The following is a 19774-nucleotide window of genomic DNA, read 5'->3' as shown; positions in this document are numbered from 1 at the left end:
GACGCGCTTATCCGCGTCGTCCCGCTATTTTAGATGGAAATACGAATCATGCGCATTACTATTTACACACGAGATAACTGCGTTCAGTGCCACGCCACAAAACGGGCGATGGAAAGCCGGGGTGTAGAGTTTGAAATGATCAATGTCGATCTGGTGCCGGACGCCGCAGACCAGCTTCGCGAGCAGGGATTCCGCCAGCTTCCGGTGGTGGTGGCAGGCGATACAAGCTGGTCCGGTTTTCGCCCCGATATGATTAACCGCCTCGCCGCCGCTCCCCGCCAGGCGCATGCATGAACACCCTCGTCTACTTCTCCAGCAGCTCCGAAAATACGCATCGTTTTATTGAGCGTCTGGGGCTGCCGGCGGTGCGCATTCCGCTTAACGAGCGTGAGCGCATTCAGGTAGACGTCCCCTACATTCTGGTGGTGCCCAGCTACGGCGGTGGTGGAACAGCCGGTTCCGTGCCGCGTCAGGCGATCCGCTTTTTAAACGATCCGCAAAACCGTGCGCTCATCCGTGGCGTCATCGCCGCCGGGAATCGCAATTTTGGCGAGGCCTATGGCCGCGCAGGGGATGTTGTTTCGCAGAAATGCGGCGTGCCCTGTCTGTATCGTTTTGAGCTGATGGGCACCCCGCGTGATATTGAAAATGTGCGAAAAGGAGTGAGCGAATTTTGGCAACGACAACCGCAGAACGCGTGATGCAAACCTCAACGGACTACCACGCGCTGAACGCCATGCTGAATCTGTACGATAACGCGGGCCGCATTCAGTTTGAAAAAGATCATCAGGCGGTGGAGGCCTTCCATACCGCGCACGTCCTGCCCAATACGGTGGCCTTTGCCGATCAGCAGGCCCGGCTGGATTATCTGGTAGCGGAAGGTTATTACGACGAAAGCGTGCTGGCCCGCTATGACCGCGCTTTCGTGGTACGCCTGTTTGATGATGCGCACGCCAGCGGTTTTCGTTTCCAGACTTTCCTGGGCGCATGGAAGTTTTACACCAGCTACACGCTGAAAACCTTCGACGGCAAACGCTACCTTGAACATTTTGAAGATCGCGTGGTGATGGTGGCGCTGACCCTGGCACAGGGAGATGAAAACCTTGCCCGCCAGCTTACCGTCGAAATCCTCAAAGGCCGCTTCCAGCCCGCCACGCCCACCTTTTTAAACTGCGGAAAAATGCAGCGCGGCGAGCTGGTTTCCTGCTTCCTCTTGCGCATCGAAGACAACATGGAGTCGATTGGCCGCGCGGTGAACTCGGCGTTGCAACTCTCCAAACGCGGCGGCGGCGTGGCGTTTTTACTCTCCAATCTGCGGGAATCCGGCGCGCCGATTAAGCGCATCGAAAACCAGTCATCCGGGGTGATCCCGGTGATGAAAATGCTGGAAGACGCTTTTTCTTACGCCAACCAGCTTGGTGCGCGTCAGGGTGCGGGCGCGGTTTATCTGCACGCCCATCATCCGGATATCCTGCGTTTTCTGGATACCAAGCGCGAAAACGCCGACGAAAAAATCCGCATTAAGACGCTGTCGCTGGGCGTAGTGATCCCGGACATCACTTTCCGGTTAGCCAAAGAGAACGCCAAAATGGCGCTGTTCTCGCCCTACGATGTGGAGCGGATTTACGGCAAGCCGTTCGGTGACATTGCGGTCAGCGATCTGTATGACGAGATGGTCGCCGACGTGCGCATCCGTAAAACCTGGATCAATGCCCGTGATTTCTTCCAGTTGCTGGCGGAAATCCAGTTCGAATCCGGCTACCCGTACATCATGTATGAGGACACCGTGAACCGCGCCAACCCGATTGCCGGGCGCATCAATATGAGCAACCTGTGCTCGGAGATTTTGCAGGTCAACAGCGCCTCTACCTATGATGAAAATCTTGATTATGCGGCAACCGGACACGACATCTCCTGCAACCTTGGCTCGCTGAACATCGCGCACACCATGGATTCGCCGGACTTTGGCCGCACAGTAGAAACCGCCATTCGCGGCCTGACGGCGGTATCGGACATGAGCCATATCCGTTCGGTGCCGTCGATTGAAGCCGGGAACGCCGCCTCCCACGCCATTGGTCTCGGGCAGATGAACCTGCACGGCTATCTAGCGCGCGAAGGCATTCTCTACGGCAGCGAAGAAGGCATAGATTTCACCAATCTTTATTTCTACACCATCACCTGGCACGCGCTGAATACCTCGATGATGCTGGCCCGCGAGCGTAATCAGCGCTTCGCCGGATTTGAGCACTCCCGCTACGCCAGCGGGGAATACTTCGCACAATATCTCAATGAAGAGTGGCAGCCGAAAACCGAAAAAGTGCGCGCCCTGTTTGCACGTGCGGGCATCACCCTGCCGACGCGCGAGATGTGGCAGCAGTTGCGCGACGACGTGATGCGCCACGGCATTTATAACCAGAATTTGCAGGCGGTGCCGCCAACCGGGTCGATCTCATACATTAACCACGCGACATCGAGCATTCACCCGATTGTGTCGAAAGTGGAAATCCGCAAGGAAGGTAAAACCGGGCGCGTTTACTACCCTGCCCCCTTTATGACCAACGACAATCTGGCGATGTATCAGGATGCCTATGAAATCGGCCCGGAAAAAATCATTGATACCTACGCCGCCGCCACCCGCCACGTCGATCAGGGCCTGTCGCTGACGCTGTTTTTCCCGGACACCGCCACCACCCGCGACATTAACAAAGCGCAGATTTACGCGTGGAAAAAGGGCATCAAGACGTTGTATTACATTCGCCTGCGCCAGCTTGCGCTGGAAGGCACCGAGATTGAAGGCTGCGTGTCATGCGCACTGTGAGGAGAAAAGGATGAGCCGTTTATCACGCGTTCGCGCCGTCAACTGGAACCAGATCCAGGACGATAAAGATCTGGAAGTCTGGAACCGCCTGACCAGCAACTTCTGGCTGCCGGAGAAAGTGCCGCTGTCGAACGACATCCCCGCCTGGCAGACGCTGAGCCACGCCGAGCAGCAACTGACCATTCGCGTCTTTACCGGTCTGACGCTGCTCGACACCATCCAGAACACCGTCGGCGCACCGGCGCTGATGGGCGATTCGCTCACGCCTCATGAAGAGGCGGTGCTGTCGAACGTCAGTTTCATGGAGGCGGTGCATGCCCGTTCGTACAGCTCGATTTTCTCCACGCTGTGCCAGACTAAAGATGTGGATGCCGCCTACGCCTGGAGCGAAGAAAATGGCCCGCTTCAGCGCAAAGCGCAGTTGATCCTGGAGCACTATTCCAGCGACGAACCGCTGAAAAAGAAAATCGCCAGCGTGTTTCTGGAATCGTTCCTGTTCTATTCCGGCTTCTGGCTGCCGATGTACTGGTCAAGCCGTGGCAAGCTGACCAACACCGCCGATCTTATTCGCCTGATCATCCGCGACGAAGCGGTACACGGTTATTACATTGGCTATAAATTCCAGAAAGGGTTAGAAAAAGTCAGCGCAGGCGAGCAGGAAATGCTGAAAAACTTCGCACTCGATTTGATGATGGATCTCTACGATAACGAGCTGGCTTATACCGAGGATTTATACGCCGGAACCGGCTGGAGCGATGACGTAAAAGCGTTCCTTTGTTATAACGCCAACAAAGCGCTGATGAACCTGGGTTATGAAGCGCTGTTCCCGGCAGAAATGGCCGCCGTTAACCCGGCGATCCTCGCCGCGCTTTCTCCCAATGCCGATGAAAACCATGACTTTTTCTCAGGGTCAGGGTCGTCGTATGTGATGGGGAAAGCGGTGGAGACGGAGGACGAGGACTGGGATTTTTGAGGGGGGTCACCCTCACCCTAACCCTCTCCCTGAGGGAGAGGGGACAGATCGAGCACAGACTTGCTTTTCTCCCTCTCCCTCAGGGAGAGGGCCGGGGTGAGGGTAAAAAAAGAGAGAAATATTCCTCCGTCATTTTCCTGTCATATTTTTAAGAATCATCCCACTCCCACACCCAAATTTCCGCCTCAAAACAAAAAATATCGCAGAAATTCATCTGCCGCTCAGCCCTTATCTCATGGGAAATTGCGCCATATCAGCTTCGGCAAATTCCATGCCACTTGTGGATTAAGGGTTGTCTCAGATTCTGAGTATGTTAGGGTATAGGCCGTTCATTATTTCCACCAGGAACTGTATCGATATAAATAAATAACGGGAATCTTTTTATTGCATGGCAATTAAACTCGAAATTAAAAATCTCTATAAAATATTTGGTGAGCACCCACAGCGCGCATTCAAATATATCGAAAAAGGACTTTCGAAAGAACAAATACTTGAGAAGACAGGGCTATCGCTTGGCGTAATTAACGCCAGTCTGGCCATTGAAGAAGGCGAGATATTCGTCATCATGGGATTATCGGGCTCCGGTAAATCCACCATGGTTCGCCTTCTCAATCGCCTGATTGAACCCACCCGCGGGCAGGTGCTGATTGATGGCGTGGATATCGCCAAAATATCAGACGCCGAATTGCGTGAGGTGCGCAGGAAAAAGATTGCGATGGTCTTCCAGTCATTCGCGCTAATGCCACATATGACGGTGCTGGATAATGCCGCTTTTGGTATGGAATTAGCGGGAACGCCTGCAAGTGAACGTCAGTCAAATGCGCTGGATGCACTGCGTCAGGTTGGGCTGGAAAATTATGCTCACTCTTATCCGGATGAACTTTCCGGCGGGATGCGTCAACGCGTTGGCCTGGCCCGCGCATTAGCCATTAACCCTGATATTTTATTAATGGATGAAGCCTTCTCTGCACTCGATCCGCTTATCCGTACCGAAATGCAGGATGAGCTGGTGAAATTACAGTCCCGTCATCAGCGTACCATTGTCTTTATTTCCCATGACCTCGATGAGGCTATGCGCATTGGCGATCGGATTGCCATTATGCAAAATGGCGAAGTGGTTCAGGTCGGTACGCCGGATGAAATATTAAATAATCCGGCCAATGATTATGTCCGCACGTTCTTCAGGGGTGTGGATATTAGTCAGGTGTTTAGCGCAAAAGATATTGCCCGCCGTAGTCCGGTCGGTCTTATCCGTAAAACGCCCGGTTTTGGCCCGCGTTCTGCACTGAAATTATTGCAGGATGAGGACCGCGATTTTGGTTATGTGATTGAACGCGGGAATAAGTTTGTTGGCATTGTTTCCATCGATTCTCTGAAAACGGCGTTAAGCCAGAATCTGGGTATCGACGCGGCGCTTCTCGACTCTCCGGCTGCGGTAGACGCCGAGACGCCGCTCAGCGAGTTGCTCTCCCATGTCGGTCAGGCACCTTGTGCCGTGCCGGTGATTGGGGAAGAACAACAGTACGTGGGCAGCATTTCTAAGCGGATGCTGCTCCAGGCTTTAGATCGCGAGGGGGCAAACAATGGCTGATCAATCTAACCCGTGGGGCACCACGGAAACCACCGACAGCGCCGCACAGTCTGCTGACGCATGGGGCACACCCGCCGCCACGCCTGCCGACGGCGGTGGAGCCGACTGGCTGACCAGCGCACCAGCCCCGGCACCTGAGCATTTCAACATCATGGACCCGTTCCACAAGACGTTAATCCCGCTGGATAGCTGGGTGACGCAGGGGATCGACTGGGTGGTGATGCACTTCCGCCCGCTGTTCCAGGGCATTCGCGTGCCGGTGGATTACATTCTCAGCGCCTTCCAGAACCTGCTGCTGGGAATGCCCGCGCCGGTGGCGATCCTGATTTTTGCCCTGATCGCCTGGCAGATGTCGAGCGTCGGCATGGGGATTGCCACACTGATTTCGCTGGTGCTGATCGGCGCAATTGGAGCCTGGTCGCAGGCGATGATCACCCTTGCACTGGTCCTGACCGCGTTGCTGTTCTGTATTGTCATCGGCCTGCCGATGGGGATCTGGCTGGCACGTAGCCAGCGGGCAGCGAAAATCATCCGGCCCCTGCTCGATGCCATGCAGACGACACCCGCGTTCGTTTACCTGGTGCCGATTGTGATGCTGTTCGGCATCGGCAACGTGCCGGGCGTGGTGGTGACGATTATCTTCGCCCTGCCGCCGATTGTGCGTCTGACCATTCTGGGGATTAACCAGGTGCCCGCCGATCTGATTGAGGCCTCGCGCTCGTTTGGTGCCAGCCCCCGTCAGATGCTGTTTAAAGTTCAGCTTCCGCTGGCGATGCCGACCATCATGGCAGGCGTTAACCAGACGCTGATGCTGGCCCTCTCGATGGTGGTGATCGCCTCTATGATCGCCGTGGGTGGTCTTGGTCAGATGGTGCTGCGCGGCATCGGCCGTCTCGATATGGGACTGGCGACCGTTGGTGGCGTCGGGATTGTGATCCTCGCCATTATTCTTGACCGTCTCACTCAGGCTGTCGGTCGTGACTCCCGCAGTCGCGGCAACCGCCGCTGGTATCAGACCGGCCCGCTGGGTCTGCTGACCCGTCCATTCAGTAAGTGATCCTGTTGCCCGGTGGCGCTAATGCGTGCCGGGCTTAAAATCCTTCTCCAATAAAAAAGGAACAACGATGCGACAGAATGTAATCATTGCCACAGCGTTTGCCACCCTTGTTTCCACCAGCGCATTTGCCGCTGACCTGCCGGGTAAAGGCGTGACCGTACAGCCGGTGCAGAGCACCATCACCGAAGAGACGTTCCAGACCCTGCTGGTCAGCCGCGCGCTGGAAAAACTCGGCTACACCGTGAATAAGCCGAGTGAAGTGGATTACAACGTCGGTTACACCTCTATTGCCTCCGGCGATGCGACCTTTACCGCCGTCAACTGGCAGCCGCTGCACGACGATATGTATGCCGCTGCGGGTGGTTCCAACAAATTTTACCGTGAAGGCGTGTTTGTGACCGGTGCCGCGCAGGGTTACCTGATCGACAAGAAAACCGCCGATCAGTACCACATCACCAACATTGAGCAGTTAAAAGATCCGAAGATTGCCAAACTGTTTGACGGCAACGGTGACGGCAAAGCCGACATGATGGGTTGCTCACCGGGCTGGGGTTGTGAAGCGGTCATTAACCATCAGAACGAAGCCTACAAGCTGGCGGACACGGTTACGGTGAACCACGGTAACTATTCCGCAATGATGGCCGACACCATCGCGCGCTTCAAAGAAGGCAAGCCGGTGCTGTATTACACCTGGACGCCGTACTGGGTTAGCGACGTGCTGAAGCCGGGTAAAGACGTGGTGTGGTTGCAGGTGCCGTTCTCGTCCCTGCCGGGCGAGCAGAAAGATATCGACACCAAACTGCCGAACGGCATGAACTACGGTTTCCCGGTGAACACCATGCACATCGTGGCGAACAAAGCCTGGGCTGAGAAAAACCCGGCGGCGGCGAAGCTGTTCTCCGTGATGAAACTGCCGCTGGCGGACATCAACGCGCAGAACGCCATGATGCACGCGGGTAAAGCGTCTGAAGCGGATATCAACGGTCACGTTGATGGCTGGATCAAAGCCCACCAGCAGCAGTTTGACGGCTGGGTGAAAGAAGCGCTGGCAGTGCAGAAGTAAGAAGAGCGTTTACGTTCACCCTCACCCCGGCCCTCTCCCTGAGGGAGAGGGTGTAACCGTTCCCTCTCCCTCAGGGAGAGGGTTAGGGTGAGGGTGAAGTCCCCCACCGCACTATCCGACACGTAACAATTCCCCAACAATCTCCCAATTCGTTATCATTGATTTCTGGCAAGAAAATCATTCAACTCACGACTTCAATAATAATGAAAAATTCCACGCAAACGCTCAGCCCGTCGCTTATCGTGCTGATGTCCGTCGCGACCGGCCTCGCCGTCGCCAGTAACTACTATGCGCAACCGCTGCTCGATACCATCGCGCGCGCGTTCTCCCTCACCCCTGGCCAGGCCGGGTTTATTGTTACCGCAGCCCAACTGGGCTACGCCGCCGGGCTGCTGTTGCTGGTGCCACTCGGTGACATGTTCGAGCGCCGTACGCTTATCGTCACCATGACGCTGCTGGCAGCGGGCGGAATGCTGATCACCGCGTCCAGTCAGTCGCTGGCGATGATGATTTTGGGCACCGCGCTCACCGGCCTGTTCTCGGTGGTGGCGCAAATTCTGGTGCCACTGGCGGCGACGCTGGCTTCGCCGGATAAACGCGGCAAGGTGGTCGGCACCATCATGAGCGGCCTGCTGCTGGGGATTTTGCTGGCGCGTACCGTGGCAGGTCTGCTGGCGGGGCTTGGCGGCTGGCGCACGGTCTACTGGGTCGCCAGCGTGCTGATGGTGGTGATGGCGGTCGCCCTCTGGCGTGGGTTGCCAAAAGTGAAGCAGGAAAATCACCTCAATTACTTCCAGCTACTCGGCTCGATTTTCACCCTCTTTACCCGCGATAAACTGCTGCGCACCCGCGCGGTGCTGGGCTGCCTGACCTTCGCCAACTTCAGCATTCTCTGGACATCGATGGCGTTTTTACTCGCCTCGCCGCCGTTTAATTACTCTGACGCGGTGATCGGGCTGTTTGGTCTGGCAGGCGCGGCGGGGGCGCTGGGTGCGCGTCCCGCAGGCGGGCTGGCGGATAAGGGTAAAGCGCATCTGACCACGACGTATGGATTAGCGCTGCTGTTGCTTTCCTGGGTGGCGATCTGGTTCGGTCACACCTCGGCGCTGGCGCTGATCGTCGGCATTCTGGTGCTCGATCTCACCGTGCAGGGCGTGCATATCACTAACCAGACGGTGATTTATCGCGTGCAGCCGGATGCGCGTAACCGCCTCACCGCCGGGTATATGACCAGCTACTTTATCGGCGGCGCGGCAGGCTCGCTGCTCTCCGCCTCGGCGTGGCAGCACGCGGGCTGGGCTGGCGTCTGCATGGCGGGAAGCCTGGTCGCCGCCCTGAATCTGCTGGTGTGGTGGCGCGGATACCATCGCCAGGAGGCCGCACAATGATCGCACTGCAATGATTCACCCAACTGATGGACGCCTGGGGTGTTAAGGCGTCCTTCACTCTGTTAAGGTAAATGCACATATTTATGCAGGTGATTTTAACGTGGGTGATTTATCAGTTAGATCTATGGACAGCTCTTCCTCTCCCGAAACTCTTCCGGCCACCCTCGCGGAAGGCGTGAAAGACAGCCTCCCCATTGTTCTCAGCTATCTGCCTGTGGCCTTTGCCTTTGGCCTCAACGCGACCCGACTCGGCTTTACTCCGCTGGAAAGCGTGTTTTTCTCCTGCATTATTTATGCAGGTGCCAGTCAGTTTGTCATTACCACCATGCTCGCAGCAGGCAGTTCGCTGTGGGTTGCCGCCCTGACAGTGATGGCGATGGATGTTCGCCACGTGCTGTACGGCCCGTCGCTGCGCAGCCGTATTATTCAGCGTCTGAATAAGCCTAAGACGGCGATCTGGGCGTTTGGGTTGACCGACGAGGTGTTTGCCGCCGCCACCGCCCGCCTGCTGAGCGATAATCGCCGCTGGAGTGAACATTGGATGATCGGCATCGCGCTCACTTCCTGGCTCTCCTGGGTGGCGGGTACGGTGATTGGCGCGTATTCCGGCAATGGGTTACTCGAAGGCTATCCGGCTGTTGAAGCCGCGCTGGGCTTTATGCTCCCTGCCCTCTTTTTAAGTTTCCTGCTGGCCTCTTTTCAGCGTAAGCAAACGCTGTGCGTAACGGCGGCGCTGCTCGGCGCGCTGGCGGGCGTGACGCTGTTTTCGATTCCGGCGGCGATCCTCGCCGGGATTGTCTGCGGCTGTCTGACCGCGCTGGTCCAGGCGTTTTATCAGGGGACTGCCGATGCGTCATGAAGTACTGATTCTTGGCTTGCTGGTAGGCCTGGTGAACTACCTGTTCCGCTACCTGCCCTTACGGTTACGTGCCGGTCACGCTCGCCCGGCAAAACGCGGCGCGACGGGGATCTTACTCGACACAATTGGCATCGCCTCGATCTGTGCGCTGCTGGTAGTATCCAGCGCGCCGGAGGTGCTCCACGACAGCCGCCGCCTGCTGCCCACGCTCATCGGGTTTACCGTGCTGGGGGCGAGTTTTTATAAAACGCGCAGCATTATTGTGCCGACATTATTAAGCGCGCTGGCCTACGGGCTGGCATGGAAATTTCTGTCATACCTATAGCTGTGACTAATGAATCAGCACAAATAATTCATTTACTTTATTTGTCACTGTCGTTACTATCTCAGCTGCAATTAATGAGGTTATACCCAAATGGATAGTTCGTTTACGCCCATTGAGCAAATGCTTAAGTTCCGCGCCAGCCGTTATGAAGATTTCCCGTTTCAGGAGATCCTCCTGACCCGTCTTTGCATGCATATGCAGGGTAAGCTGCTGGATAATCGCAATAAAATGCTTAAAGCTCAGGGGATTAACGAGACGTTATTTATGGCGTTGATCACGTTAGAGTCTCAGGAAAATCACAGCATTCAGCCTTCTGAACTGAGCTGTGCGCTGGGCTCATCCCGTACCAATGCGACCCGTATTGCCGATGAACTGGAAAAACGCGGCTGGATCGAACGCCGTGAAAGCGATAACGACCGTCGCTGCCTGCATCTGCAACTGACCGATAAAGGTCATGAATTCTTGCGTCAGGTATTGCCGCCCCAGCATAACTGCCTGCACCAACTCTGGTCTTCTCTGAGCAACACAGAGAAAGAGCAGCTTGAGCAGATCACCCGTAAGCTCCTTACACGCCTCGACCAGATGGACGAACAAGACGTCATTCTTGAGGCGCTGCGCTAACGCGACGATCCGCCCAAAACATCTCGATTTAATAAGAAAACCGCCAGGGCCTGCATGATGAATGCAGGCCTTTCTGGTGAACAGGTCGGCATTGCCGATGTGAAATAAAAAAAGATCGTGGAGAAGAAACATGAGCGCAAATGCGGAGACACAAACCCCGCAGCAACCGGTCAACAAAAAAGGCAAACGTAAGGGTGCCCTGATTGTTCTGACTTTGCTCTTTATTATTATCGCCGTGGCATATGGGATTTATTGGTTTTTGGTACTGCGTCATGTCGAAGAAACCGACGACGCGTACGTGGCAGGGAACCAGGTTCAGATTATGGCCCAGGTGTCTGGCAGCGTGACGAAAGTCTGGGCTGACAATACCGATTTTGTTAAGCAAGGCGACGTGCTGGTCACTCTCGATCAGACCGACGCGCAGCAGGCGTTTGAAAAAGCGCAGACGGAATTGGCCTCAAGCGTGCGCCAGACCCGCCAGATGATGATCAACAGCAAGCAGTATCAGGCCAATATTGAGGTGAAGAAAACCGCACTGGCCCAGGCGCAAAACGATTTAAATCGTCGTGTGCCGCTCGGTACTGCCAACCTGATTGGCCGGGAAGAGCTGCAACACGCCCGTGACGCGGTCGCCAGCGCGCAGGCGCAGGTTGATGTCGCGGTGCAGCAATACAACGCGAATCAGGCGATGATTCTGGGTACCCGTCTCGACGATCAGCCTGCGGTGAAACAGGCGGCGACGGAAGTGCGTAACGCGTGGCTTGCCCTGCAACGTACCAAAATTGTCAGCCCGATCACCGGCTATGTTTCCCGCCGTGCCGTTCAGCCTGGCGCGCAAATCAGCCCGACCACCGCGCTGATGGCCGTGGTGCCCGCCACCGGTCTGTGGGTGGATGCCAACTTTAAAGAGACGCAGCTTGCGCATATGCGGATTGGCCAGACGGCGACCGTGGTGAGCGATTTCTACGGCGACGAGGTGAAATATACCGGTAAAGTGGTTGGCCTGGATATGGGTACCGGCAGCGCGTTCTCTCTGCTTCCGGCGCAAAACGCCACCGGTAACTGGATCAAAGTGGTTCAGCGTCTGCCGGTGCGCATCGAGCTTGATGCCAAACAGCTTGCCGATCATCCGCTGCGTATTGGCCTCTCGACCCTGGTGACGGTGGATACCGAAAACCGCGACGGGCATGTGCTGGCAAGTCAGGCCCGCAATGCACCGGCTTACGAAAGTAACGCACGGGAAATTAGCCTCGATCCGGTCAATACCCTGATCAATAACATCGTTCAGGCCAACGCGGGTTAATCCTGAGGTGACTGTCATGCAGCAGCGAAAACCGCTGGAAGGCGCGCAACTGGTCGTGATGACCATTGCGCTGTCGCTGGCCACCTTTATGCAGGTGCTGGACTCCACCATTGCTAACGTCGCGATCCCGACCATCGCCGGGAACCTCGGCGCATCGCTGAGCCAGGGGACATGGGTGATCACCTCCTTCGGGGTGGCAAACGCCATCTCGATCCCGCTTACCGGCTGGCTGGCGAAACGCGTGGGCGAAGTCCGGCTGTTCCTGTGGTCAACCATCGCCTTTGCTATCGCTTCCTGGGCCTGCGGGGTGTCGAGCAGCCTGAACATGCTGATTTTCTTCCGCGTGATCCAGGGGATTGTTGCCGGGCCGCTGATCCCGCTGTCGCAAAGCCTGTTGCTGAGTAACTACCCGCCAGCTAAACGATCCATTGCCCTCGCGCTGTGGTCGATGACGGTGATTGTCGCGCCCATTTGCGGGCCGATTCTCGGCGGGTATATCAGCGACAACTACCACTGGGGCTGGATTTTCTTCATCAACGTGCCGATTGGTATCGCGGTGGTGCTGATGGCGGCGCAGGCGTTGCGCGGACGCGAAACCCGTACCGAGCAACGACGCATCGACGCCGTCGGTCTGGCATTGCTGGTGATCGGTATTGGTAGCCTTCAGGTGATGCTGGATCAGGGTAAAGAGCTGGACTGGTTCAACTCCACGGAAATCATTGTGCTGACGGTGGTGGCCGTCGTCTCTATCAGCTTCCTGATTGTCTGGGAGCTGACCGATGAACATCCGATTGTCGATCTCTCGTTGTTCAAGTCGCGCAACTTCACCATCGGCTGCCTGTGTATCAGTCTCGCCTATATGCTTTACTTCGGCTCGATCGTACTGCTGCCGCAGCTCTTGCAGGAGGTCTACGGTTATACGGCAACCTGGGCGGGACTGGCGTCGGCACCGGTCGGGATTATCCCGGTGATCCTGTCGCCGATTATTGGTCGCTTTGCGCATAAGCTGGATATGCGCCGCCTGGTCACTTTCAGCTTCATTATGTATGCGGTGTGCTTTTACTGGCGCGCTTATACATTTGAGCCGGGGATGGACTTTGGCGCATCGGCGTGGCCGCAGTTTATTCAGGGCTTTGCCGTCGCCTGCTTCTTTATGCCGTTGACGACGATTACCCTCTCCGGCCTGCCTCCTGAGCGGCTGGCGGCGGCGTCGAGTCTGTCGAACTTCTCACGAACCCTCGCGGGTTCAATCGGTACGTCGATCACCACCACGCTGTGGACTAACCGGGAGTCGATGCACCATGCGCAACTGACGGAGGCGGTCAATCCTTACAGCGCCAGTACGCAGGAGATTTACGGCCAGCTTCAAGGGATGGGGATGTCGCAACAGCAGGCGTCCGGCTGGATTGCCCAGCAGATCACTAACCAGGGGCTGATTATTTCCGCCAATGAAATCTTCTGGGCATCGGCGGGGGTCTTCTTGCTGCTGCTCAGTCTGATATGGTTTGCCCGTCCGCCGTTTGGTGCGGGCGGCGGCGGCGGTGGCGCGCACTGATTTTGGCCCTCACCGTCAGAGGGCATATTTGGTACGTTTCCCCCCTCACCCCGGCCCTCTCCCCAGGGGAGAGGGGGAAAACCCCAAAACGAGGCACCGAACTCTCCCCTCTCCCCTGGGGAGAGGGTTAGGGTGAGGGGTTGTCCGTTTCTCTCAACCTTCTGTCCGTTACGATAAAGCATCGCGCCTGTCATCGCTTCACCATGGTGAAAAGACAACAGGAGCACACCATGCTGAATCATCCCGAGCAAAAATATCGCCCTTACCCGCCCGTTTCCCTGCCCGGACGCCTGTGGCCGGATCGACAAATCACCCAGGCTCCGCGCTGGTTATCCACCGATCTTCGCGATGGCAATCAGGCGCTCGCTGAACCGATGGACGCCGCACGTAAGTTACAGTTCTGGGATCTGCTGGTCGCCAGCGGATTCAAAGAGATCGAAGTCGCTTTTCCCTCGGCCTCGCTGACCGATTTCAATTTCGTGCGCCAGTTGATCGACGAGCAGCGCATTCCTGATGACGTGACCATCCAGGTGTTAACCCAGGCGCGGGAAGACCTCATTCTACGCACCTTTGAATCACTGAAAGGGGCAAAAAGCGCCACGGTGCATTTATATAACGCCACCGCACCGCTGTTTCGCCGACTGGTGTTCGGCATGGATAAAGCGCAGGTGATTGAGCTGGCGACGCGCTCGACGCGGCTTATCCGCCAGTTGTGCGAGCAGAATCCGCAGACCCGCTGGCAGTATGAATACTCGCCGGAGACGTTCTGTTTTACCGAACCGGAGTTTGCGTTAGCGGTGTGTGAAGCGGTAGCGGCCGTATGGGAACCCTGTGCGGCGCGCCCGATGATCGTCAATCTGCCTGCCACGGTGGAGGTCAGCACCCCGAACGTTTACGCCGATCAGATCGAATATTTCTGCCGCCACTTCAGCCGCAGAAAAGAGGTTTGCATTAGCGTTCATCCGCATAACGATCGCGGTTCGGCGGTCGCCAGCGCGGAACTGGCGGTGATGGCCGGGGCAGATCGCGTAGAAGGCTGTCTGTTTGGCAACGGTGAGCGCACCGGGAACGTCTGTCTGGTGACGCTGGCGATGAATCTCTACAGTCAGGGGATCAGTCCGAATCTGGATTTCAGCGACATGCCGCGCACCGTTGAAGTGGTGGAGGACTGTAATCAGTTGCCCGTACATCCCCGCCACCCATGGGCCGGACGACTGGCATACACCGCGTTTTCCGGTTCGCACCAGGATGCGATCAAAAAAGGATTCGATGCACGTAAACCCGGCGAGCGCTGGGAAATGCCCTATCTGCCGATCGATCCGCAGGATATCGGCTGCACGTACGAAGCGGTGATCCGCGTTAACAGCCAGTCCGGGAAAAGCGGCAGCGCGTGGCTGATTGAACAAAATCATGGTCTGAAACTGCCCCGCGCTCTGCAACAGGATTTCAGCCAGCACGTTCAGCATGAAACCGACACCCACGGCAAAGAGATGACGCAGAATGCGCTCTGGCAACTGTTTCGCGCCCGCTACGGCCTGGTGGCTGAACCGGCGCTGGCGCTGCTCGATTATAAAAGCGAAAGCCAGGCGGACGGGCAACTTGCGTTGCAGGCGACACTGAATATCAACGGCGAAAAACGGGCGGTGTCCGGTCGCGGCAACGGCCTGCTGTCGGCGGCGGTAAATAGCCTTGGCCCGTTACTGAGCCAGCCGCTGGTGATTAAGGATTATCATGAGCATACGCTGGGCGAGCGCAGTGACAGCCGCTCGGTCGCTTATATTCACTGCCTGTTTCACAACGGCGAACGCCGCTGGGGTGTGGGGATCGATAACGATGTGGCGCGGGCGTCGCTTCAGGCGCTGCTGAACGCCGTCGGTTAGTGCTCGTCGTCGCGGAAATAGTCGCTGGGTGCGATACCCATCACCCGGCGAAACATCGCGGTGAACGCGCTGTGGCTGCCGTAGCCCAGGTCCAGCGCCACGCGCAGTACCGATTGCCGCTGCGCGAGGCGCACCAGCGCTTCCATTAACCGCGCCCGTCGTACCCATTCGCCGTAGCTCAGTTGTGTTTGCTGCTGAAAGTGGCGATTGAGCGTGCGCTCACTCATGCTGGTGAGATGTGCGGCCTGTGCGCTGCTCCAGGGCTGCGCGGGATCGCGGCGGATCTGCTCGCACAGGGAACGTAAGACGTCGCTTTGTGGCTCCGGCAAGCCAAACGGCAGCGCCTGCATCACGCGGATTTCATCGAGGATCAGTTCGTAGACGCGCTCATCGCGGCTGCCCGGCGCGTAGCGTTCAGCGAGCGAAAAGGCGGCGACGATAAGCTCGCGCAGCAACGGCGAGATCTGCACAATCTGGCAGGTGGCGGGCAAATCTGCCCTGGCAAGCGGATCGATAAATAAGGTGCGGGCCGCGACCGCGCCGGTAATGCGTAGCGCATGTTGCGTTCCGGCAGGCAGCCAGACGCCGCGCCCCGGTGGAACCACCCAGTACCCGGATGCCGTTTCAACCCGAACCACACCGCTCAGGCTGTGCAGCAGTTGCGCGCAGTCGTGCTGATGCAGCGGCTCGCTGTCGCCGTGCGCGTAATCGTGCGCAAAGGGAACCAGCGGTCGGTGGTCAAAAGAGAAGGTGCGGGTTGTGGTCATAGGGCAGCGCCAGAATGTGCGGTCGTTGGCGGGGGAAGCCCGGTAAGCAGACGTTACCGGGCATTTACCTGCTGCAAACTAGATGTGCAGTTCCTGCAGTTTGTCTTTCGGCAGCGCCAGCTCTTCGTTGCTGTTGACGCGCACGTCGCGGTCAAGGATATGACGGGCGATATCCTGCGCTTCATCAAGCGAATGCATCTGATAGGTGCCGCACTGATACACGTTCAGTTCCGGGATCTGGTTCTGTTCTTTGACTTTCAGAACGTCTGCCATCGCCGCTTTCCAGGCATCCGCAACGCGCTGCTCGTCCGGCGTACCAATCAGGCTCATGTAGAAACCTGTACGGCAGCCCATCGGTGAGATGTCGATGATTTCAACGCCGTTACCGTTCAGGTGATCGCGCATAAAGCCTGCAAACAGATGCTCAAGCGTGTGAATGCCTTTTTCCGGCATCACTTCTTTATTCGGGACGCAGAAGCGCAGATCGAAGACGGTGATCGTGTCGCCATGCGGGGTGTCCATGGTTTTAGCAACGCGGACCGCAGGCGCTTCCATACGGGTGTGATCGACTGTGAAACTATCCAATAATGGCATTTAGTCACCTCCGGAGTGATTTTTTTAAAATAAACTGAACTCTTTCTACAGGTGCAGGTCTGAATATATGAAAGACGCGCATTTGTTATCATCATCCCTGTTTTCAGAGATGAATATTTTGGCCACAGCAATGTGGCCTTTTTCTTTTCTGTCAGGCGTGTCTCGCCAGCAGATCTTCAAACGACTCAGTATCCGCCGCTTCAATCTCCCGCAGACGATCCCAGGATGCATCATGCTCTTTGATGAAATCCGCTTCAGAGATGATCTCCAGCGGCTCTTCACGCAGCATATCGCGATACTGCGCCGCCAGCGAGATCCCCGTGCCGCCAATCCCGTTATCAAGCATCGAACGCAGAATACGCGCCGAGAACGTTAACTCAGGATCGTCAAAGCTGGCGACCAGTTCATCGCACACTTTCACGTAGGCATCGCCACTGTGAATGCTGTCGAGCGTTTGCGCGACGCGCTTCAGATCGCGGAACAGATCTTTGCCGACCTTTTCCAGCGGGAACTGCGCGGTTTCACAGCCCATTCCCAGCGTCAGGCCAGGCTTACGCCCTTCGAGGATCACCCGGTTCCAGTTGGTACGCGTACAGAGCAGTTCATCGCTGCTCATTTCCGGCGCATCCGCCAGCACGCACCAGACCATAAACAGATCGAGGAAACGGACCTGCTGCTCGTCAACACCAATCGGTGAGAACGGGTTGATGTCCAGCGAGCGTACTTCAATGTATTCAATACCGCCGCGCAACAGCGCGTCTGACGGCGTTTCACCGCTTTTGGTGACGCGTTTCGGGCGGATCGGCGCGTAAAGCTCGTTTTCAATCTGCAAAATATTGGTGTTGATTTGCAGATGCTTGCCGTCTTTGGTCAGCCCCAGTCTGGCGTAATCCTCTGACGGCGTTTTGATTGCACGCTTAAGCGCGGTCACATAGCCGTTCAGATCGTTAAACGTAATGCCCAGATTGCTTTGAGATTTGTTGGTGTAACCCAAATCGCTCAGACGCAGTGAGGTCGCATACGGCAGATACAACATGCCGCTGTCGGTCTTCTCAAAAGGCAGCGACGTCGGCTTACCTTGCAGGAAGGACGGACAAATGGCAGGCGAGGCACCAAATAGGTAAGGGATCACCCAGCCAAAACGGTAATAGTTGCGGATCAGGCGGAAATAGCCCGCGGAGATCCCCTCTTTATCCATCTCACCACATTTCGCCTGCCAGAATGCCATCGGCAGCGAAAAATTATAGTGAACGCCAGAGATGGTCTGCATCAGCGCACCGTAACGGTTTTTCAGCCCTTCACGGTACAGCGTTTTCAGTCGGCCAATATTTGAGGTGCCATATTGTGCCAGTTCAATATCCTGCCCGTTTTCAATGTAACAGGGCATGCTTAACGGCCATAAGCGTTCGTCGCCAAGCTGACGCGCCGTGTAGCGATGGATATCGCGCATGACCGTCAGCATATGGTCGATATCGCCGTCAACGGGAGTAATAAACTCCAGCAGCGCTTCGGCGAAGTCCGTTGTGATCCATTGATGTGTTAGCGCGGAGCCAAGCCTTTCCGGATGCCCGGTGGTAGCAAGACTGCCATCAGCATTAACACGCAGCGTTTCGCGCTCAAGTCCACGCTGGATCCCCTTTAATGCCTGAGGATGGTTTTCCAGCCAGGACAGCGCCTGTGATACGTCCGGGATCAAATTGACCTCCCGCCTGTCGAAATCATTTCTACTAAGCATAATTGTAATGGTTGACGATTAAAGGTCACTCAAGCAATCCAATTAGTGCCACCACGTCATGCCCTGAAGCGTTGCAAAAGCCACGACGGCATAGCGCAACGCCTTCCCGAGACATAAAAAAAAGATAACTGGCCCCCACGAGAGGCGCATCCATCCCGCCAGCAGGCAGAGCAAATCGCCAATAACAGGCATCCAGCTCAATAATAGCGCGACTGCGCCATATCGCCTGAGAAAGGCTGTGGCTTTTTCCTGCCAGCGTGAAGTTTTACGCAGCGGAAAAAACCGACCAAGGATAACGTTAGTCAGCCCTCCAAGGCTATTACCCATTGTTGCTATTACTATCAATAATGTGGGATGACTGACGCCAGAAATAAGCAGCGCGACCAGCAGCACCTCAGAATTGCCCGGCAATAACGTGGCGCTGAGAAAGCTACTGGCAAAAAGTGAAAAAAGTGACAGCCCGTCACTCACAATAAGCGTACATCCACGGCATCCATCCCCGCAGCGTGTGCTGCCTGAATGCCAAAATCGGCATCTTCGAAGACCACGCATTTTGCCGGTGCCACGCCCATGCGTTCAGCACACAGCAGGAAGGTGTCCGGCGCGGGTTTATGCATCTGGACGTGATCGGCGGCGACCACGGCGCTGAAATAACGGCGCAGATCGAGGTGATTAAGTAGTGCTTCCGCAATGGCGCTCTCGCTGCCGGTGCCCACCGACATAGGACGGCGGCCATGCCACTCTTTTACCACGTCGATTAACGGAAGCGGGCGAACGGAATCCAGCAGCATAGATTTCACTGCGGCGGTTTTTTCGCGGGCGAGAGCGTGCGGATCGAGATCGGCCTGATTGAGTTCGATGATCAATTGCGCGATACGCCAGGTAGGGGAACCGTTGAGGGCAATCATTGCCTGAAGGTCGTAGCGCAAACCGTAGCGTCCAAGCACTTCATGCCAGGCTTTACGGTGCGTCGGCTCGGTATCGAGGATGGTGCCATCCATATCAAAAATCAGACCGTCATAACGTTCGTACATCGCGTTCTCACAACCGGATAACAAAACATTACTTTAACGTAAACAAAGGTTTTTGTCGCTGAAAGTGACGAAGGATAACTAACGAAATAAGTGATTTACTTAGGGGGATATAACAAGAAGATGGTGCATCCGGGAGGATTCGAACCTCCGACCGCTCGGTTCGTAGCCGAGTACTCTATCCAGCTGAGCTACGGATGCATCGGGAGACTTA

Annotated in this window: 19 protein-coding genes and 1 tRNA gene; 14 read left to right on the top strand and 6 right to left on the bottom strand. The window is 56.3% G+C overall.

Annotated features, from left to right (window positions below):
* Nucleotides 1–48: 48 nt before the first annotated feature.
* The 14 genes from nrdH (at nt 49) to leuA (ending at nt 15433) form a co-directional block, all read left to right on the top strand.
* On the top strand, nt 49–294 hold the full coding sequence (nrdH, locus tag BM373_RS18555; protein ID WP_090464838.1) for a glutaredoxin-like protein NrdH: 246 nt from the start codon (nt 49–51) through the stop codon (nt 292–294).
* Nucleotides 291–701 carry a class Ib ribonucleoside-diphosphate reductase assembly flavoprotein NrdI gene (gene nrdI / locus BM373_RS18550; protein WP_090464836.1) on the top strand — a complete coding sequence of 137 codons (411 nt, stop codon included), beginning with the start codon at nt 291–293 and terminating at the stop codon, nt 699–701. Before nrdH ends, nrdI begins: the two co-directional genes overlap by 4 nt.
* On the top strand, nt 674–2818 hold the full coding sequence (gene nrdE, locus BM373_RS18545) for a class 1b ribonucleoside-diphosphate reductase subunit alpha (protein WP_090464833.1): 2145 nt from the start codon (nt 674–676) through the stop codon (nt 2816–2818). Before nrdI ends, nrdE begins: the two co-directional genes overlap by 28 nt.
* A 10-nt stretch (nt 2819–2828) precedes the next feature.
* A complete protein-coding gene (gene nrdF / locus BM373_RS18540; protein ID WP_090464830.1) occupies nt 2829–3791 on the top strand; it encodes a class 1b ribonucleoside-diphosphate reductase subunit beta in 963 nt (320 codons plus the stop codon).
* Nucleotides 3792–4179: 388 nt separating this feature from the next.
* Nucleotides 4180–5382, top strand: a complete 1203-nt coding sequence (gene proV, locus BM373_RS18535; protein ID WP_090464827.1) for a glycine betaine/L-proline ABC transporter ATP-binding protein ProV — start codon at nt 4180–4182, stop codon at nt 5380–5382.
* The gene (proW, locus tag BM373_RS18530; RefSeq protein ID WP_090464822.1) at nt 5375–6439 is read left to right on the top strand and encodes a glycine betaine/L-proline ABC transporter permease ProW; all 1065 of its coding nucleotides are present in this window, start codon (nt 5375–5377) and stop codon (nt 6437–6439) included. The genes proV and proW overlap by 8 nt, the downstream gene beginning before the upstream one ends.
* 67 nt (nt 6440–6506) lie before the next feature.
* A complete protein-coding gene (proX, locus tag BM373_RS18525) occupies nt 6507–7502 on the top strand; it encodes a glycine betaine/L-proline ABC transporter substrate-binding protein ProX (RefSeq protein WP_090464820.1) in 996 nt (331 codons plus the stop codon).
* A gap of 203 nt (nt 7503–7705) precedes the next feature.
* Nucleotides 7706–8890, top strand: a complete 1185-nt coding sequence (locus BM373_RS18520) for an MFS transporter (protein ID WP_090464817.1) — start codon at nt 7706–7708, stop codon at nt 8888–8890.
* 124 nt (nt 8891–9014) lie between these two features.
* The gene (locus tag BM373_RS18515) at nt 9015–9749 is read left to right on the top strand and encodes an AzlC family ABC transporter permease (RefSeq protein WP_090464814.1); all 735 of its coding nucleotides are present in this window, start codon (nt 9015–9017) and stop codon (nt 9747–9749) included.
* Complete coding sequence (ygaH, locus tag BM373_RS18510) at nt 9739–10074, top strand: L-valine transporter subunit YgaH (protein ID WP_090464811.1); 336 nt, start codon at nt 9739–9741, stop codon at nt 10072–10074. Before BM373_RS18515 ends, ygaH begins: the two co-directional genes overlap by 11 nt.
* A 90-nt stretch (nt 10075–10164) precedes the next feature.
* Nucleotides 10165–10695 (top strand): transcriptional repressor MprA, encoded by a 531-nt coding sequence (mprA, locus tag BM373_RS18505; RefSeq protein WP_090464808.1) that lies wholly within the window; start codon nt 10165–10167, stop codon nt 10693–10695.
* Nucleotides 10696–10825: 130 nt separating this feature from the next.
* Nucleotides 10826–11998 carry a multidrug efflux MFS transporter periplasmic adaptor subunit EmrA gene (gene emrA / locus BM373_RS18500; RefSeq protein WP_090464805.1) on the top strand — a complete coding sequence of 391 codons (1173 nt, stop codon included), beginning with the start codon at nt 10826–10828 and terminating at the stop codon, nt 11996–11998.
* A gap of 16 nt (nt 11999–12014) precedes the next feature.
* A complete protein-coding gene (gene emrB / locus BM373_RS18495; protein WP_090464803.1) occupies nt 12015–13553 on the top strand; it encodes a multidrug efflux MFS transporter permease subunit EmrB in 1539 nt (512 codons plus the stop codon).
* 230 nt (nt 13554–13783) lie between these two features.
* Nucleotides 13784–15433, top strand: coding sequence for a 2-isopropylmalate synthase (gene leuA / locus BM373_RS18490; RefSeq protein WP_090464800.1), 1650 nt, complete (start codon nt 13784–13786; stop codon nt 15431–15433).
* On the opposite strand, the gene BM373_RS18485 is transcribed toward leuA, so the two are convergent.
* The 6 genes from BM373_RS18485 to BM373_RS18460 all read right to left on the bottom strand — a co-directional run bounded on the left by BM373_RS18485 (nt 15430) and on the right by BM373_RS18460 (nt 19761).
* Nucleotides 15430–16200: an AraC family transcriptional regulator gene (locus BM373_RS18485; RefSeq protein WP_090464797.1), complete on the bottom strand. Its 771-nt coding sequence runs from the start codon at nt 16198–16200 to the stop codon at nt 15430–15432. The two genes, leuA and BM373_RS18485, sit on opposite strands and share 4 nt — an antisense overlap.
* A gap of 78 nt (nt 16201–16278) precedes the next feature.
* Nucleotides 16279–16794: an S-ribosylhomocysteine lyase gene (gene luxS, locus BM373_RS18480; protein WP_090464794.1), complete on the bottom strand. Its 516-nt coding sequence runs from the start codon at nt 16792–16794 to the stop codon at nt 16279–16281.
* A gap of 151 nt (nt 16795–16945) precedes the next feature.
* Nucleotides 16946–18490: a glutamate--cysteine ligase gene (gene gshA / locus BM373_RS18475; protein ID WP_090464791.1), complete on the bottom strand. Its 1545-nt coding sequence runs from the start codon at nt 18488–18490 to the stop codon at nt 16946–16948.
* A gap of 81 nt (nt 18491–18571) precedes the next feature.
* On the bottom strand, nt 18572–19000 hold the full coding sequence (locus BM373_RS18470; RefSeq protein WP_090464788.1) for a YqaA family protein: 429 nt from the start codon (nt 18998–19000) through the stop codon (nt 18572–18574).
* Nucleotides 18997–19563, bottom strand: a complete 567-nt coding sequence (gene yqaB, locus BM373_RS18465) for a fructose-1-phosphate/6-phosphogluconate phosphatase (protein WP_090464785.1) — start codon at nt 19561–19563, stop codon at nt 18997–18999. Before yqaB ends, BM373_RS18470 begins: the two co-directional genes overlap by 4 nt.
* Nucleotides 19564–19684: 121 nt before the next feature.
* Nucleotides 19685–19761, bottom strand: a tRNA-Arg gene (locus BM373_RS18460).
* Nucleotides 19762–19774: the final 13 nt, after the last annotated feature.

Origin of the sequence: Enterobacter sp. kpr-6, from assembly GCF_900116015.1 — a bacterium.
In the GTDB taxonomy this organism is placed as follows: Bacteria; Pseudomonadota; Gammaproteobacteria; order Enterobacterales; family Enterobacteriaceae; genus Enterobacter_D.
The sequence above is the reverse complement of the archived record's forward strand: the minus strand, read 5'-3'. Positions and strand labels throughout refer to the sequence as shown.